Origin of the sequence: Mesonia phycicola, from assembly GCF_900141885.1 — a bacterium.
Taxonomy (GTDB): Bacteria; Bacteroidota; Bacteroidia; order Flavobacteriales; family Flavobacteriaceae; genus Mesonia; species Mesonia phycicola.
This window is the reverse complement of sequence record NZ_FQYY01000002.1, coordinates 265,597-281,485: the sequence shown is the minus strand read 5'-3', so window position 1 is coordinate 281,485 and position 15,889 is coordinate 265,597. Positions and strand designations below refer to the sequence as shown.

The 15,889-nt window shown below is 30.8% G+C and carries 16 protein-coding genes; 5 read left to right on the top strand and 11 right to left on the bottom strand.

Going from position 1 to position 15,889, the window contains the following annotated elements; all coding sequences use genetic code 11:
• The first annotated feature begins 18 nt into the window (after window positions 1-18).
• A complete protein-coding gene (locus BUC03_RS04035; protein ID WP_073148512.1) occupies window positions 19-381 on the top strand; it encodes a winged helix-turn-helix transcriptional regulator in 363 nt (120 codons plus the stop codon).
• Here BUC03_RS04035 and BUC03_RS04030 read toward each other — a convergent pair.
• The gene (locus tag BUC03_RS04030; protein ID WP_073148510.1) at window positions 378-935 is read right to left on the bottom strand and encodes a sugar O-acetyltransferase; all 558 of its coding nucleotides are present in this window, start codon (window positions 933-935) and stop codon (window positions 378-380) included. The two genes, BUC03_RS04035 and BUC03_RS04030, sit on opposite strands and share 4 nt — an antisense overlap.
• A gap of 912 nt (window positions 936-1,847) precedes the next feature.
• Between BUC03_RS04030 and BUC03_RS04025 the strand changes: the two genes are divergently transcribed.
• Window positions 1,848-2,684, top strand: coding sequence for a T9SS type A sorting domain-containing protein (locus tag BUC03_RS04025; protein ID WP_073148508.1), 837 nt, complete (start codon window positions 1,848-1,850; stop codon window positions 2,682-2,684).
• Window positions 2,685-2,733: 49 nt separating this feature from the next.
• Here the strand turns inward: BUC03_RS04025 and BUC03_RS04020 are convergent, their stop codons facing one another.
• Window positions 2,734-3,441, bottom strand: a complete 708-nt coding sequence (locus tag BUC03_RS04020) for a DUF3307 domain-containing protein (RefSeq protein WP_073148506.1) — start codon at window positions 3,439-3,441, stop codon at window positions 2,734-2,736.
• Window positions 3,438-4,052 (bottom strand): SatD family protein, encoded by a 615-nt coding sequence (locus BUC03_RS04015; protein ID WP_073148504.1) that lies wholly within the window; start codon window positions 4,050-4,052, stop codon window positions 3,438-3,440. Before BUC03_RS04015 ends, BUC03_RS04020 begins: the two co-directional genes overlap by 4 nt.
• A 297-nt stretch (window positions 4,053-4,349) precedes the next feature.
• Between BUC03_RS04015 and BUC03_RS04010 the strand changes: the two genes are divergently transcribed.
• The 3 genes from BUC03_RS04010 to BUC03_RS04000 are packed head-to-tail and all read left to right on the top strand — an operon-like array spanning window position 4,350 to window position 7,068.
• Complete coding sequence (locus BUC03_RS04010; protein WP_073148503.1) at window positions 4,350-5,651, top strand: cytochrome ubiquinol oxidase subunit I; 1,302 nt, start codon at window positions 4,350-4,352, stop codon at window positions 5,649-5,651.
• A 2-nt stretch (window positions 5,652-5,653) separates the two neighbouring features.
• Window positions 5,654-6,673 (top strand): cytochrome d ubiquinol oxidase subunit II, encoded by a 1,020-nt coding sequence (locus tag BUC03_RS04005; protein WP_073148501.1) that lies wholly within the window; start codon window positions 5,654-5,656, stop codon window positions 6,671-6,673.
• Complete coding sequence (locus BUC03_RS04000) at window positions 6,673-7,068, top strand: DUF423 domain-containing protein (protein WP_073148499.1); 396 nt, start codon at window positions 6,673-6,675, stop codon at window positions 7,066-7,068. The genes BUC03_RS04005 and BUC03_RS04000 overlap by 1 nt, the downstream gene beginning before the upstream one ends.
• A gap of 3 nt (window positions 7,069-7,071) precedes the next feature.
• On the opposite strand, the gene BUC03_RS03995 is transcribed toward BUC03_RS04000, so the two are convergent.
• The 8 genes from BUC03_RS03995 to BUC03_RS03960 all read right to left on the bottom strand — a co-directional run bounded on the left by BUC03_RS03995 (window position 7,072) and on the right by BUC03_RS03960 (window position 15,877).
• The gene (locus tag BUC03_RS03995) at window positions 7,072-8,052 is read right to left on the bottom strand and encodes a Gfo/Idh/MocA family protein (protein ID WP_073148497.1); all 981 of its coding nucleotides are present in this window, start codon (window positions 8,050-8,052) and stop codon (window positions 7,072-7,074) included.
• Window positions 8,033-9,727 (bottom strand): sodium:solute symporter family protein, encoded by a 1,695-nt coding sequence (locus BUC03_RS03990; protein ID WP_073148495.1) that lies wholly within the window; start codon window positions 9,725-9,727, stop codon window positions 8,033-8,035. Before BUC03_RS03990 ends, BUC03_RS03995 begins: the two co-directional genes overlap by 20 nt.
• A gap of 113 nt (window positions 9,728-9,840) precedes the next feature.
• Complete coding sequence (locus BUC03_RS03985) at window positions 9,841-12,333, bottom strand: PIG-L family deacetylase (protein ID WP_073148493.1); 2,493 nt, start codon at window positions 12,331-12,333, stop codon at window positions 9,841-9,843.
• 122 nt (window positions 12,334-12,455) lie between these two features.
• A complete protein-coding gene (locus tag BUC03_RS03980; RefSeq protein WP_073148491.1) occupies window positions 12,456-13,004 on the bottom strand; it encodes a mechanosensitive ion channel domain-containing protein in 549 nt (182 codons plus the stop codon).
• Between the two features lie 56 nt (window positions 13,005-13,060).
• Window positions 13,061-13,642, bottom strand: coding sequence for a Maf-like protein (locus BUC03_RS03975; protein WP_073148490.1), 582 nt, complete (start codon window positions 13,640-13,642; stop codon window positions 13,061-13,063).
• 9 nt (window positions 13,643-13,651) lie between these two features.
• The gene (locus BUC03_RS03970) at window positions 13,652-14,563 is read right to left on the bottom strand and encodes a geranylgeranylglycerol-phosphate geranylgeranyltransferase (protein ID WP_073148488.1); all 912 of its coding nucleotides are present in this window, start codon (window positions 14,561-14,563) and stop codon (window positions 13,652-13,654) included.
• A 56-nt stretch (window positions 14,564-14,619) separates the two neighbouring features.
• Entirely contained in the window at window positions 14,620-15,144 is a 525-nt protein-coding gene (locus tag BUC03_RS03965) for a KdsC family phosphatase (protein ID WP_073148485.1), read from the bottom strand.
• Window positions 15,137-15,877: a Rossmann-like and DUF2520 domain-containing protein gene (locus tag BUC03_RS03960; RefSeq protein ID WP_234971596.1), complete on the bottom strand. Its 741-nt coding sequence runs from the start codon at window positions 15,875-15,877 to the stop codon at window positions 15,137-15,139. Before BUC03_RS03960 ends, BUC03_RS03965 begins: the two co-directional genes overlap by 8 nt.
• Between the last annotated feature and the right edge of the window lie 12 nt (window positions 15,878-15,889).

Sequence of the window (15,889 nt, the reverse complement as noted above, 5' to 3'; positions counted from 1 at the left end):
AAGTAACCAACATGTTTTATGGAGAATATTGAAGAAAAACCCTGTACTTTAAAGACTTGCTCTCAAAAAATAAGAGCAATTCATGATACGATGGATGTGTTAAGCGGAAAGTGGAAGGTGTCTATTATTGCTTGTCTTTGTTACGAGCCTATGCGATACTCTGAATTGTTAAAAGAAATACCTGGTATTTCTGGTAAAATGTTGAGTAGAGAGTTAAAAGATTTAGAGATCAATAATTTAATAGTTAGAAAAGTTTTAGATACTAAACCAGTTATGGTAAGTTACCAAATTACAGAATACGGAAAATCTTTAAAAGATTTAACCAACGTAATTGCAGATTGGGGTTTACAACATAGAGAAAAGGTAATTAAAAGCTTTTAGTCTAACTCTTTTATTACTTTACACGGGTTGCCTGCAGCCATCACGTTTGCTGGTATATCTTTAATTACAACACTACCTGCGCCAATTATACTTTTATTTCCAATTTTTACTCCGGGACAAATAGTAACATTGCCGCCAATCCATACATTACTACCTATGCTAACTGGTTTTCCTTTTTCTAAATGTGTAGCGCGTTTTTCTGCATTGGTGGGATGTATTGCCGTATAAATTTGTACGTTGGGGCCTAGTAGAGTTTTTTCTCCTATTTCTATGGTTGCTAAATCTAATAAAGTACAGTTAAAATTAAAAAACACGCCTTTACCTGTTTTTATATTGTAGCCATAATCACAGTAAAATGGAGGCTGAATAAATGTTGCTTTACTAGAATTTGGTAATAATTTTTTTATAATTTCTTTTTGCTGCTGAAAATTATCTGGAGAAAGATGGTTGAGTTCATGCAATAGTTTTCTTGCTTGTAAACGTTCTGTGCTTAGCTCTTTGTCAAACGGATGAAAATATTCTCCAGAAAGCATTTTTTCTTTTTCAGATTTCATTTTTGGTTCAAGTTTATTGCGTTAGGGGTAGAGGCTTTGTTGAAGCTCTTTTGTTTTATTTCTTTGAGCGCAGCTAAAAGGGATAAACAAAAAGCGACTGCCGATAACCCGACCCGTTAGGGTAAGGTCCTTATTCTATATAAATTTTAAGGAATAACTACATAATATATCTGTAAAGTTACTAGACCTAAAAATAGATTTGGCTGCAATTAAAGAGCTATACCTTCCCAATATCTTGCGGCAATAAATACAAATATCAATAAACATTCTGGTATACCAACTATAGATTTCTGCTTTTCTAGAGCTTCTTTTTTTCCAATTTTTGTATTGAATTTATATACAGAGACAAGTCTTTTAATAACAAAAGAAGTTGGTTGATTAAGAAAAATGCTACGGAAATTTAAATCAATAAGATTGACAAAATTTCTAAAGGAATACTAACTCATTTTAAAAATTATAAAAAAACAAAATAACTAAAGAGTGGAATAACTCATTGAAAAAAAGAACAAACGTTTGTTTTTTGGTTTTACAACTAAGTTTCTAAGTAGCTATGGCTAAATGAGCAATTTTTATAATTAATGAAATTTACTACAAGCTAAAATATGAAAGAAGTGTAATGCTTTGAAAAGTTATTTTAACACTTAATGGTTTGGTTTAAAATTTTTTAAGTAATTTAGGTGTAAGTTTTTTTTATTTAACCAATTAAGATTTAATTCGATTAAAAAAAAATTACCAACCGATTATCATATAATTATGACAAGAGTTTTATTGTAAATCTATAAATTAAAATTATAGCAATTAAATGCATAAGCCTCAATCTTTCAATGATTAAATCTTGGGCAGATGAAGGCTATATAACGACGATTTCTATCTAAACTACATTTATTAATAATTCAATAAAACAAAAACTTCATGAAAATATATATATACATTTTTTTCTTTTGCTTAAAACTTACTGCGCAAACCACCAGCATTCCTGACCAAAATTTTGAGCAAGCCTTGATTAATTTAGGTATAGATTCTGATCAAACTATAAACGGGCAAGTATTAACAAGTGATATTAGTGGTGTAATAAATTTAGATTTAAAAAATATACTTTTAAATGATTTAACGGGAATAGAAGATTTTGATTCACTTAAAATACTTAATATTTCTGATACAGGATTAGGCTATACACTAGATTTGAGCCAAGTAGGAAGTTTAGAAGAACTTTATATGAATAGTGGTGGAGACAGTACTACAATACTTGTGGGAGAGATTATACTGACCAACAATCCAAACCTTCAAGTTATTCAGGCGATTGATGCCTGGTCACTTAATAAAATTAATTTAAAGGGAAGTGATACTCAACTTAACAATTTATCAGTAAATGTACAGAAATATGGAGAGGAATCAGATTCTAGCGTTTGTTTTGAAGTAACAAATTCTGTAAATGCACAGAACCAACAAGGAATTTATTCTACTTGGTCAATTTCTGGAAGTAGTAATTTTTCTGAAAATTGTAATTTATCACTAAAGACTACTAACAAAATAGAAGCTGCTTTATACCCTAATCCTGTGCAAAATAACTTTCAAGTAAAAACATTAGAAGAAATAGAGCATGTAAGCGTATTTTCTATTATAGGTAATGAAGTAGCAAATTTTGGTTTGCAAAATACATATGATATTTCACAACTTCCTGCTGGAGTCTATTTTGTGAAAATACAGAATAATAGGGGGCAAAGTATTAAGCGAGTGGTTAAACGATAATTTTTTTAATCAAAAATACCTTTCTGTAACAATTTTAGTGAGGCATTTTTTATAAACTATGCTGTAAAACACCTATTAAAAGCGCAACATTAATAGCTATACCAAAGCTTAATAATGTCCCAATTAAAATATATTCTGTAAGTTTTCTATCTTTAGATTGGGTAAGGTCGCTAAAGCGGAAAATAGATTTGGCAGCAATTAAAAATCCTACGCCTTCCCAATGTTGTGTAGCAATAAAAACAAATACGAGTAAACGCTCTAAGATACCTATGTATTTTCCTGCATTTTCGAGCGATTCGTCTTTTTCTATCTCGGTATTTGGCTTGTAAATAGAAATTAGCGTTTTTATCATAATTGATGCGGGGGTGCTCAAGAAAATAGCTCCGGTAAGGTAACACAGAAAAACAGGCGAGAGGTTAAAGTGAATGTTCTCTCTCTCGATTAAAAAATAAAGTCCAAAAATAATAATCAAATGAAAAAGCTGGTCAAGAAAAAAGAGTAATCGTCTATTTTTATTATTTTGAAAACTAAGTTTCCAGGCATCTATGCCCAAATGAGTAACGGCAATAATTAGTGGGACGTACCAAAGTTTTAAATTCCACAGAAAAAGAAAATTAAGCAATAAGTGAATCCCTACGTGAAAGTAGAGTTTATTAGAAGCTAATTTTTTATTTTCTTTCTCTTTTACCCAAGAATAAGGTTGCAACAAAAAATCTCCCACCAAGTGAGCTAAAATAAGTTTGAGCAGAATAATCATAAAATGGAATTAATTTTTTCTCTAAATATAAGGTCAAAATCTTGTAATTGACTTAAAGCTGCGCGTTTTTGTCGCTCACTCACGGTATTTTGCTTGATCCCGATAAGCTCACCTAATTGCTTTTGATTGAGTTGTGGATTTTCTATAGATAGCTTAATAATTTCGGCAGAATTTGGTGTCCAATAATCCATCGTCATTAATGCTAATTGAAAATATACGTTTAGCTCATTATCTAAATCTGTATGGCCTGTATTAATTAGTAAGTTGCTTTTTTCTTTTTTAAGAGTCTCAAATACTTCTCCAGAATTTATAAATGCAGAGCCATTAGCCTCTGATATGGTTTTGGCGTGGTAAGTTTTCTCTCCAATCCCTATTGCCATTCTTGCATCAAGCTCTTTTATAGTTTTTAAAGAAGCTTTTATGTATACACATTGCCAAAAAACATTTAGCGGATCTTTAATTTCTATCTGAAAACTGTCTCCTCTAAAAATTTCCCAATCGGTATGCTCTTTGCCTAGTACTTGAAGCGTTGTTCTTATTTGCTCTAAGTATGCTTTAGGCAATTTAACCGATTTAGAATTGATGATATCTCCTGTTATTACACTTGTCATAGGTCAAATATCGTTTAAAAAAGCGATAAATGCAAATATCGTTTTAAAAGACGATATTGTATTTTATCGTTTGTAGAGTAGATAAAGATAATTATCGTGTTTTGAGAAGATAATTTTTAAATGTAAAAATTTACAGAAGAATGAAATTAATGCAAAAATGAGGTAGCGCAAATTACGATTAATTATGAAAATAAGAAGAAAGAAAAAAAGTGTTAAACCTGCAAACTATGTAACAAAAGCTACAGATTTTAAAGGGATATGAAGTAAATTTGTAAGAGAACATAAATACCTATTTATATGGAAAATCTAGAGGCCGCAAGACTTCAAATGGCAATAACACTTATTTTCCACATTGTGTTTGCTTGTATTGGAATGGTGATGCCTTTTTTTATGGTAATTTCTCATTACAAATGGTTAAAAACTAAAGATAAAGTCTATTTAAAACTAACCAAAGCTTGGCAAAAAGGAGTGGCAATTTTTTTTGTAACTGGAGCCGTTTCTGGTACAGCGCTTTCTTTTGAATTAGGTTTACTCTGGCCAGAGTTTATGAAACATGCAGGGCCAATTATAGGAATGCCATTTTCTTTAGAGGGAGCAGCATTTTTTGTAGAAGCAATAGCTTTAGGTTTTTATTTATATGGATGGAAAAAATTACCAGAGAAATTTCATTGGTTTACCGGAGTAATAATTGGTGTTTCTGGAGTGATGTCTGGCATTTTAGTAGTAGCTGCTAACGGCTGGATGAATTCACCTTCTGGTTTTACTTATGAAAACGGTGTGTTTTCTAATATAGATCCTATTCAAGCAATGTTAAACGGAGCTTGGTTTACTCAAGCATTACATATGACGTTGGCTGCCTTTGTAGCTACTGGCTTTGCCGTAGCTGGTATTCACGCCTATCAAGTATATAAAGGAAGAAATGTAGTATTGCACAAAAAAGCATTTAGCATAGCAATTATTTTTGCTGCAATTGCTGCTTTATTTCAACCTATTAGCGGAGATATTTCTGCTAAAGATGTAGCAGAGCGTCAACCAAGTAAATTAGCTGCTCTAGAGGCGCACTATGAAACCGAGAAAGGAGCTCCGCTTTATATTGGTGGTATTGTAGATGAAGAGAAGCAAGAAGTAAGTTATAAAATAGAAATACCTAAAGCACTTTCTTTTTTAGCCTTTGGTGATTTTGATGCAGAAGTAAAAGGATTAAATGATTTCCCTGAAGATGAACAACCACCAGTAGCTATAGTGCACTATGCGTTTCAAATAATGGTTGGTATTGGTACGCTGCTTGCTATAGTAGGTTTATTTTATTTGTTGAGTTTAAAATGGAAAAAATGGCAAGATAACAGAAAGTTTTGGTTGCTTTTTACCTTTATGGCTCCATTAGGTTATATTGCTTTAGAAGCAGGGTGGATTGTTACAGAAGTTGGTAGACAACCGTGGATTATTTACCAAGTAATGAAAACAAAAGATGCGGTAACACCTATGCCAGGTATTTTTTATAGTTTACTTTTTTATACAGGGATTTATATTTTACTTACTTGTGTGGTAAGTTGGTTAATGGTGAGACAAATAAAAGTACTTAACCAAAAAGAAGCTTAATTATGCTAACAGTTGTTTTATTCTTTTTATTTTTTTCGTTATTTCTATATGTTTTATTGGCGGGAGCAGATTTTGGAGGCGGTATTATTGAGCTTTTTTCGTTGCCTAAAAATCAAGAGAAAACCAAACAAACAATTTATAGAGTAATGGGGCCAATTTGGGAGGCTAACCATATCTGGATTATTATTCTTATTGTAATTATGTGGATTGCTTTTCCTGAATACTTTAACATATTTGTGGTTTACCTACATATCCCAATTACATTAATGTTATTAGGTATAACCATACGTGGAGTTGCATTTATTTTTAGACACTATGATGCAGTAAAGGGAAAATCACAGACTTCTTATAACGTTCTATTTAAAATGGGAAGCATACTTAGTCCGTTGTTTTTAGGAGTTATCTTTGGAGGATTAGTAGGGGGAAATATAAATTTACATACAACGGGTGCAAATTTAGGTTTCAAAGAAATTTATATTGATGGTTGGTTTAACACTTTTTCTTTATTAATAGGTCTATTTTATACCGCACTATGTACATTTATAGCTTCTAATTTTTTAATTGGAGAAGCAGATGATGAACACGAGCTAAATGAATATAGAAAAAAAGCAAGTTACTCTACCATTGTTTTGGTATTAATTGGTTTTATAATCTTACTGTACGGCTATTTTAATGAGGTAGCTTTTGTATTAGATTTTTTAGAGAATCCTTTTTCTTTATTAGCAGTTTTTATCTCCGGAGTTGTATTAATTCCTCTGTGGAAAATGATTAAACTAAAGAGAAAAGTTTGGGCAAGAGTTTTAGCGGGAGTACAAGTATTGCTTGTTCTTTCTGCAGCAATGTTGGCTCATTTTCCTGATATTATAATCACTTCTACTAAAGAGGTAAGTATTTTAGATGGAGTAGCGCCAGATAGTGTTATTTTTGTTTTAGGAATAGCTTTAATAATAGGTGGTAGTGTAATTTTACCTGGATTATTCCATTTAATGAAATCTTTTCAACTTATAAAATTATTTAAATAATGTATAAAGAAATAGCTTTACTATTTGGAGCCAGTTTTGGAATTTTAGCCATTGTTTTAGGTGCATTTGGTGCTCACGCCTTAAAAAAAACTTTTACAGAAGAACAATTAGCTAGTTTTGAAACTGGAGTAAAATACCAAATGTATCACGCGTTATTACTAATTGTGATAGGCTTAAATTTACCCTTAGTAAATAGTTTACAACACGTAATGCTTATTTTTTTAATTGTAGGAGTTGTATTATTTTCTTTCAGTATTTATGGTTTATGTATTTCTTCTAGTAAAGGAAAAAAGATAAAAATACTAGGCCCTATAACTCCGTTAGGTGGGTTGTGTTTAATAATAGGTTGGGTATTAATGCTGGTAGTGTTTTTAAAAGACGGTTACTATTTATAGAAATTAATATGTCAAACCAATTTTATTTCTAATCTCATCTAGTAAAGAAATTAGATTTAAGCTCTTTTCAAAAGTCATAATTGTACTTTCTATTCTGTTTAAATCTAGCATTTCTTGCACGTGAATAGCTTCAAAATTATAACCTAGAGTATGTACAGGAAAATCTATTGTTTGTGTATCTCCATTTGTTAATGTAATTTCTATTTTACTAGGAGGTTGGTGAAATCTGCTGGTTAGTTTAACGGTAGCATTTTCTAATTCAATAACACATTCTGTAGGGGTTTTTTCTAATAAAGTACTTTTTAAAGAAGCAGTTACTTCATTTTTATACTCAAAATTTATCACACACTCTTCATCAATACCAGTAGAACTCATTTGGGCTGAAGCATCTATTTTTTGAGGCATTCCTATACAAGTTAAAGCGGCAAAAACAGGGTATATACCAATATCTAATAAACTACCACCACCTAATTTTTTGTTGAATAAGCGTTTGTTAAAATCTAAGGGAGCTTTAAAACCAAAATCTGCAGTTAAAGATTTTACTTTTCCGTATTTTTTTTGCTGAATTATTTCTAAAACAGAATTATAATGTGGTGTAAAATGCGTCCATAATGCTTCCATTAAAAATACATTTTCTTTTTTGGCAGTGGCTATCATTTCTTCTACTTCGGCTTTATTCATTCCAAAAGCTTTTTCGCATAAAACAGCCTTTTTAGCTTTTAGGCATTCAACAGTCAATTCTTTATGAAAAACGTGTGGAGTAGCAATATAAATGACATCAATTTCGGGAGAATTAATTAGTTCTGTATAACTTCCGTAGAAATTTTCAGCGTGAAAATCTTGTGCAAAATCTTCAGCTTTTTCTATAGATCTACTTGCAACAGCTTTTAAGTTTGCTCTTTCTACACTTTGTAAATCGGTAGCAAATTTTTTTGCTATTTTACCTAATCCTATAATTCCCCAATTATATATTTTGGACTGCATACGCTTTTTGTTTTGTAAAAATTTGAATTAATATAGCAATAAGCATCACTAAAGCACAGCCAAACATATTAAGCCATAAATAAGGCATCCAATCGTACCACCAACCAATTATTACAATAACTTGTGTAATTAAGGCAGCTGTAAAAGTGGCATTACTTTTTACAAATTTTACAAAAAATGCAAGAAGAAAAATACCTAAAACATTTCCGTAGAAAATAGAACCTATAATATTAACCAACTGAATAAGATTATCAAACAAATTGGCAGTACAAGCAACTATCACAGCTAAAAATCCCCACATAACCGTAAACCAACGAGAGGCGGTTAAAAAATGTTTTTCAGATTTGTTTTCACTAACATTGCGTTTGTATAAATCTATAGCAGTGGTAGAGGCAAGAGAATTAAGCTCTGATGCTGTAGAAGACATTGCGGCAGATAGTATAACGGCTAGAAGTAGACCTATTAATCCTTTTGGTAAATTATTTAGAATAAAATGTATAAACACATAATCTTTATCGTTGGTTTCTAATAGCGGATTTGCTTTTTTAATTAACAAATTAGCTTTTTCTCTAATTTTTACTTCTTTTTTATTAGAGTTTAAAATTTGTTTTTGTAGAGTAGAGTTATCTTTATTACTACTCTCTATAAATTGATAGGTAAGTTGTTCTTTTTTTAAACGTTCTGTTTCTAATTGTTGCTGAAGCTGTTTATATTCTTTAGAATAAGCAGAATTTAAAACTTCTTCTTCTGCTGCAGGATTAAAATTTAACGGAGAAGAGTTGAATTGGTAAAACACAAAAACCATAATACCTATAAGTAATATAAAAAACTGCATAGGTACTTTTAAAAAGCCATTAAAGATTAGCCCCATTTGGCTTTCTTTTAATGAGCTAGCAGAAAGGTAGCGTTGTACTTGGCTTTGGTCTGTACCAAAGTAAGAAAGCGCTAAAAAAGTACCTCCAATAAGTCCGCTCCAAAAAGTATATCTATTATTCCAATCAAATGAAAAATCTAAAACATTCAATTTTTCATTAGCAGAAGCAATTTTCAAAGCGTTAGAAAAGGTAATATTATCTGGTAAATCACTTACAATAAGAACAAAAGCAATAATTAAACCTAGAAAAATAACTCCCATTTGTTGTTTTTGGGTTACGCTTACCGCTTTTGTACCGCCAGAAACGGTGTAAATTACTACCAACGACCCAATAATAATATTTAGAGAAAATAAATCCCAACCTAAAACGGCAGAGAGAATTATAGAAGGTGCAAAAATGGTAATACCTGCAGCTAAACTTCTTTGAATTAAAAAAAGCATAGCTGTTAAGGTTCTAGTTTTTAAGTCAAACCTTGTCTCTAAATACTCATAGGCCGTATATACTTTTAATTTATGGTAAATAGGTATAAAAACCATACAAATTACAACCATAGCAATTGGTACGCCTAAGTAAAATTGAACAAAACCCATCCCGCTATGAAAAGCCTGACCAGGAGCAGATAAAAATGTAATGGCACTTGCTTGGGTAGCCATTACAGATAAACCAACCGTCCACCAACGAGCTTCGTTACCGCCTTTTAAAAAATCATTTACATTTTTGCTTCCTCTGGTTTGTGTGTAACCGTAAATTACTATAAATGCCAGTGTACAAACTAGAACAACTAAATCTATGGTGTGCATTGTAGTAATTTTATTGAAAGAAATTCATAAATAAATAGAAGAAAAACACGTAAATTAAATTGGCAAGTAGTAGCCACGTGTAAGATTTTTTCCAGATATATTTTTCAGGTTGTTTACTCGTCATTTCCTAGAGATAAAATATTAGCAAATAATTTATAAGCACCAGACACACCTGCTGGCAGCTCTCTAAAAAAGCTTAAACCTGTGTATACATAATTACCTTTACCATAAGGCGCAACTAATAAACTACCGTAAAGTTCTGCTTCGTTTTTATCTTTCATAGCTAAAATTGGGGTAAATTCTTTACTCCATTCATCAGGAAAATATAAACCACGCTCTTGTACCCAACCGTCAAAATCTTTTTCTGTTATTTTGTTAGGGGTATTTAATACGGGGTGATTTTTAGTTTTAAATATTACATTAGAAAACTCATCTGTAACTCTATCTCTAGAAAGATGGAGTGGGTAAGGAGCTATATTTTCTGTTTTAAGTCGATGGTTAGTGTTGTACTGCACCACCATTGTACCACCATTTTTAACGTAATCAAACAAAATAGGTTGTTTATACACTAATTCTTGTTGCGTATTATAAGCACGAATACCAATTACCACTGCATCAAAGTTTTTTAATTTTTCTGAAGTAATTTGTGAAGGTTTTATTATTTCAACTTGATAACCAATTGCTCTTAAACTTTTAGGTACCACATCTCCCGCACCTTCTATATATGCTATTTGGTTTCCTTTTTTCTGAATATTTAATTTAATCACCTTTGTTTTAGAAGGTAAAATCACGGTTTGCTGCGGAATATGATTGTATTTAATTACGTGAATTTCATTACTAAATTTCTCGTCATTATCGGTAAAAACAGGGTAAATTTCTGCCTCTTCATTGTTTTCGGGCGGGGTTACATTAAAAATAACTGTTTGTGAAGCTCCTTTTTGCAAAAATGTTAACGGGATATTACTTGGGGTTACTTGCCAATTTTCAGGAGCATTTAAAGCAATATTTCCTTTTAAGTTTTCTTTATAAGCAGTGACATTTACTGTAACTTTTTTAGGTGTATCATCTTTAAAAATTAAGGTAGAGTTTTCTAAACCTACAGATACCTCTGGCACAATGGCAAATGGCTCAAATACTTCCCCTTTTACAGGGTCATTAGTTTTAAAAACTAGATCTTTTGTAAATGATATCTGTTTACCTTCAATAAGTAACTCAAAATTAGCTTGAATAGCCGCAGGTGTTTCTGGTAAACCTATTAATGATTTTTGATTGACTGTATACATACCTAATGTACTAGGCTCATTTAACCAATAAGGATTGGTGTAATTTGCTGACGAAGGTATTGGTAGGGATATTTTTTTGTAATAAGGTTCGTTGTTTTTTAGTGCAGAATTAATTTCTATTTCTTTTTCTAAATTATGGAAAGCGATTTTTTGTAATTGAATAGAGGCATTACTTCTATTAATAGCCTCTAAATTGATAGAAATTTCTGAATTTTTTGTTGCAAATGAAGTTGAAGTATTGGCTTCTAGATATAAACCTGTACAAGCTAAAATGATAGATTTTATTTCTTTAGATTTTAACTCTCGCCAATGTTTATTTTTTAACTTCTGGATAAGTTCATAAGCTTCTATAAGTTGAGGTAAGCTCTTTTCTGGGTGTGTAAAATCAAAATTATCTTCTACATTATGTAAAATTTTTCCAATTTTTTTTCCTCCTTTTACTCTAGACCAAGTAGTATTAATTCCTTCAAAAATATCTTTACTTTTAGGGTAATCGCCTTTTATAAGTTCTATGTATTCTGAAGAAATACCGCGGGTACCTGTATTACCAAAACCTTGAGATTTATGTTGACTTCTACTTAGAGCAGCAATTTCTGAATTAGATAAACCTTTACTTGGGTAATAAGTACCTATATCATAACTCAAAAAGTTAGACTTGTCTGCCTCATTAAATTTTTCTTGACTTCCATAAAATCTCCAAGAGGTATTAATAAATAGCCGTTTTGGTTGCCAAACATCTAAATCTTGTAGTTGTTCTGGGTAGTATTTTTTATTGCCAGCAATATCAAAAGCTTCTACGCTTAAAATAGCAGAGGTGGTGTGGTGACCGTGTGTGGTGCCAGAAGTACGGTGATCAAACCTATTAATGATAATATCTGGCTGAAATTTTCTAATATTTTTAATGACATCTGCCATTACTTCTTCTTTGTTCCAGATTTCTAGTGTTTCTTCGGGTGTTTTAGAGTATCCAAAATCATTAGCTCTGGTAAAAAACTGTTCTCCGCCATCTATTTTTCTAGCTTCTAATAATTCTTCGGTTCTTATAACGCCAAGTAATTCTCTAATTTCTGTACCTATTAAATTTTGACCACCATCACCACGAGTTAGAGAGAGGTATGCGGTTCTAGCATGTACTTTATTAGAAAAATAAGAGATTAATCTGGTGTTTTCATCGTCTGGATGAGCTGCAAAATATAAAACAGAACCTAAAAAGTTGAGCTTTTGTATAGCGTCATATATTTCAGAACTATTTAATTTTTGAGGGGTTTGTGCTTTTAAAAATTGAAAAGAGACTAATAATAGTAGCAGAATGAGTTTTTTCATCTGGTAGGAGTAATATTTTAGGGATATCTCCAAATATAATAACTTTCAAGATAAAGAAAAGCTCTAGCTTTAATAAATATAATAGTATTTAAATATGTATAAAGTTTATCTCTTAAAACCTATTACAATGCATCTTTACCTTCATCAGAAGAATCTATAAAGGCATCTTTTTTTACTAAAGAAACAGCTTTTTGTAAAATTAAATTATTAGGGTAGGTAATAAGCTCTCCTTCAGAAGTTCTTAAGTGAATTTGAAATGCTTTAATATCTTCTATGATAGCGGTAAAAGGAAAATCTTTATCGTGAATTTTAATTTCATCACCAATTTTGTACGGGCAAGAGAAAAACATAATTACTCCAGAGGTGATATTACTTAAAATAGACCAAACAGCAAAAAGACCAACGCCTATTACTGCAAATACAGAAGAGAAAACAACTGTAACTTGTGTAATTTCTACTCCCCACACAATTAGCAATACAAAAATGGCTATAAAAATCACTAAAAAATTAATATACCTTACTATTAATTTTACTCTCGCCAAATTAATATCTGCTCGTTTACCTACTTTATTAGCGGTTGTGGTTAATATAAACTTGAATATAAAAAGTAATATTAACGCTGTAATAGTGTAAATAATCTCTTTTTCAAAAGAAGTGAAAACCTCTTGCATACTATATTTTTTTGCAAAGATACTAGTTTATAAATCCCGACATTAGAAATAAATATCTAAAAATTCATTAATTCTTTATAGAGTAAATGTGTAGGCATTCCCATTACTGTAAAGTAAGACCCTTCAATTTTTTCAATACCAATTTGTCCTATCCATTCTTGTATGCCGTAAGCGCCAGCTTTGTCAAATGGTTGGTAGTTTTTAATGTAGCTATTAATTTCTTCGGAAGTTAATTTTTTAAAATAAACTACAGTTTTATCATAAAAAAGCTTGGTTTTTTCTGTAGATTTTAAGCATACAGATGATATTACCTCGTGCGTTCTGCCAGAAAGTTGTTCTAGCATTTGGTATGCTTCTTCTGCATTTTTAGGTTTCCCTAAAGCAATGTTATCTATACAAACTATAGTGTCTCCGGTAATTAAAATTTCGTTGTCTTGCAGAGAACCATCAAATGCTTTTGCTTTTAATTCTGCTAGAAAAAGAGCAATATCTGCCCCTTTTAAGTTTGGAGGGTAAATTTCTTCTACAGATTTTAACTGAATTTTAAAATCTAAATTTAAATCTTTTAAAAATTGCTGTCTACGAGGAGAACCAGACGCTAAAATTAGCTGCTTATTTTTTAATTTTTCTTTTAGCATGATTTAATATTATAAAAGAATGAATTGAAAAAGACCACTAGAAAGCAATCCCAAAAACATAATTACTTTTAAAAGTAAGCTTAAACTTTTATAATCATTTTCAGTTTTTGCAGTTATTATTTTAATCATAAAATAAAGTAGTGGTGCAACAATTAATGCAAGAGCATAAATAATAGAACTTAGGTGACTATATAAATAGGTATATAAATAATATATTACAGCTGCTAATGGTAAAATACTTACTGCAAAAATAATTTTATTGGTACGCTCTTTTCCTACCATAATAGGTAAGGTTTTAATGCCAGTTTTATAATCACCATTAATATCTTGCTGGTCTTTAACCATTTCTCTTAGCCAATTTAGTAGAAAAGCGAAAATAGAATAGTCTAATACAATTCTAAAAATCACGTTTTGAGTGGCTTGGTTTTGCGGAGTAATAGCAGGAAAAAGATCAAAAAGGCCTACAATTATAAGTGACATTGCAACTAATATACTAATGATAATATTGCCTAGTACCAAATAACTTTTTAAAGAGCTTGCATAAAGGTAAAGTAGGGCAGAGGTAAAGATAAAAATAGCTGTAAAAGATGGTTTTTGTATCATATTAGATAGATAAAAACCAATAACTACACCAATTATATTTAGAATAAAAAATAGGTTGTAAGCAGTTTTTTCTGAAATAGATTTACCAATTATTACTTTACTAGGTTTGTTTATATGGTCTGCCTCAACATCAAAAATATCGTTAATTATATTTCCTGCAGCGGCTAAACAAACAGTAGCAGTTACTAATAAAAAGAACCCAAAAGCATTTAAGGTTATAGATATGCCAAAAGGCTCAAATAGAAAATATTTAATGAGAATTTGAGTAAAAATAATCATTAATAAATTAGGGTAACGTACTAGTTTTAAATACTTCAAAATTTAATTATGCTTAGTGTTAGTGAATTTTGTTTTAGATAAGTTTATTTTAATTTTTATTCGTTGCTCATTACTTCATTTATCCACTTGCCTTGCACCTTCATTACTTGCTCTATTAAATCACGACCAGCACCTTCACCACCATTTTTATGAGAAATATATTTAGAAATAGCTTTAATCTCTGGCACGGCATCTTGTGGGCAAGTAGGTAAACCTATTAATTTCATAGGGAAAATATCAGGGATATCGTCTCCCATATAAGCTACATTTTCTGCTTTTATTTGATGGTTGTTAAAAAATGTATTTAGGCATTCCACTTTGTCTTCTACTCCTAAAAAAATATTATTAATACCTAATCCGCTTAAACGTTTTCTAACACCTTCGTTTTTTCCACCAGAAATTATACAAACATGATAGCCAGTTTTTACGGCTTTTTTTAAAGCATAACCATCTTTAATATTCATAGATCTTAGTAGTTCTCCTTCAGAAGAAACCAATACTGTTCCGTTGGTTAAAACACCATCTACATCAAAAACAAAAGTGGTTATATCGTTTAAAATCTCTTTATAATTTCTATTCATGTTGGTTAATTATTGATTGGGTGAGCAATTTATAAATTTCCTTATAATCCGCATTATTAATTTGATCTAAATGATGCTGAATGGTTTTTTGGTCTTTTCTTACAGCAGGACCAGTTTGTACATCTTTTGGTGAATTGAGAGTTGCTTTTTTTGCAGTTTCTTTTATTAAAGCACTTAAAACATCAAAAGGTACTTGATTTTCTTTACAAATATCTTCAGAAATAGAATACATATAATTCACAAAATTACACGCAAATACAGCTGCTAGATGTAATTTTTTTCGTTGAGCTGAAGAAATAAAATATACTTTGTTAGAAATGCTTTTAGCTAAACCTTCTAGTAACTCATTATCACCTTTATTAGAAGTTTCTAAACAAAACGGAATTTCTTTAAAATCTACTTCTACATTTTTAGAAAAAGTTTGTAATGGGTAAAAAACCGCACTATGAGCACTACTTTTTAGCAGCTCTACGCTACCAGAAGTATGTGCTATTATTCCTTTTTTAAAACTAATTTTCTTGGCAGTTTCTGCAACAAAATCATCTTTTACACAAATAACATACACATCAGCATCTTTTATTTGCGATAAAGAAGTTGTGGTAGCAGTATGTTTTTTAAAGGGTAATAAAGATTCTTCTAGGTGATTATAAACCTGAATAACTTTCACGTTTTCAGTAGTTAAAAAAGCATGAAATAAATGCGTGGCAACATTTCCTGTGCCAATAAGTACCATATTTATCATTTG

Bases quoted from the DNA above. Each gene is read 5' to 3' on its own strand.
- BUC03_RS04035 (WP_073148512.1), top strand. From the start codon at position 19: ATGGAGAATATTGAAGAAAAACCCTGTACTTTAAAGACTTGCTCTCAA.
- BUC03_RS04030 (WP_073148510.1), bottom strand. From the start codon at position 935: ATGAAATCTGAAAAAGAAAAAATGCTTTCTGGAGAATATTTTCATCCG.
- BUC03_RS04025 (WP_073148508.1), top strand. From the start codon at position 1,848: ATGAAAATATATATATACATTTTTTTCTTTTGCTTAAAACTTACTGCG.
- BUC03_RS04020 (WP_073148506.1), bottom strand. From the start codon at position 3,441: ATGATTATTCTGCTCAAACTTATTTTAGCTCACTTGGTGGGAGATTTT.
- BUC03_RS04015 (WP_073148504.1), bottom strand. From the start codon at position 4,052: ATGACAAGTGTAATAACAGGAGATATCATCAATTCTAAATCGGTTAAA.
- BUC03_RS04010 (WP_073148503.1), top strand. From the start codon at position 4,350: ATGGAAAATCTAGAGGCCGCAAGACTTCAAATGGCAATAACACTTATT.
- BUC03_RS04005 (WP_073148501.1), top strand. From the start codon at position 5,654: ATGCTAACAGTTGTTTTATTCTTTTTATTTTTTTCGTTATTTCTATAT.
- BUC03_RS04000 (WP_073148499.1), top strand. From the start codon at position 6,673: ATGTATAAAGAAATAGCTTTACTATTTGGAGCCAGTTTTGGAATTTTA.
- BUC03_RS03995 (WP_073148497.1), bottom strand. From the start codon at position 8,052: ATGCAGTCCAAAATATATAATTGGGGAATTATAGGATTAGGTAAAATA.
- BUC03_RS03990 (WP_073148495.1), bottom strand. From the start codon at position 9,727: ATGCACACCATAGATTTAGTTGTTCTAGTTTGTACACTGGCATTTATA.
- BUC03_RS03985 (WP_073148493.1), bottom strand. From the start codon at position 12,333: ATGAAAAAACTCATTCTGCTACTATTATTAGTCTCTTTTCAATTTTTA.
- BUC03_RS03980 (WP_073148491.1), bottom strand. From the start codon at position 13,004: ATGCAAGAGGTTTTCACTTCTTTTGAAAAAGAGATTATTTACACTATT.
- BUC03_RS03975 (WP_073148490.1), bottom strand. From the start codon at position 13,642: ATGCTAAAAGAAAAATTAAAAAATAAGCAGCTAATTTTAGCGTCTGGT.
- BUC03_RS03965 (WP_073148485.1), bottom strand. From the start codon at position 15,144: ATGAATAGAAATTATAAAGAGATTTTAAACGATATAACCACTTTTGTT.
- BUC03_RS03960 (WP_234971596.1), bottom strand. From the start codon at position 15,877: ATGGTACTTATTGGCACAGGAAATGTTGCCACGCATTTATTTCATGCT.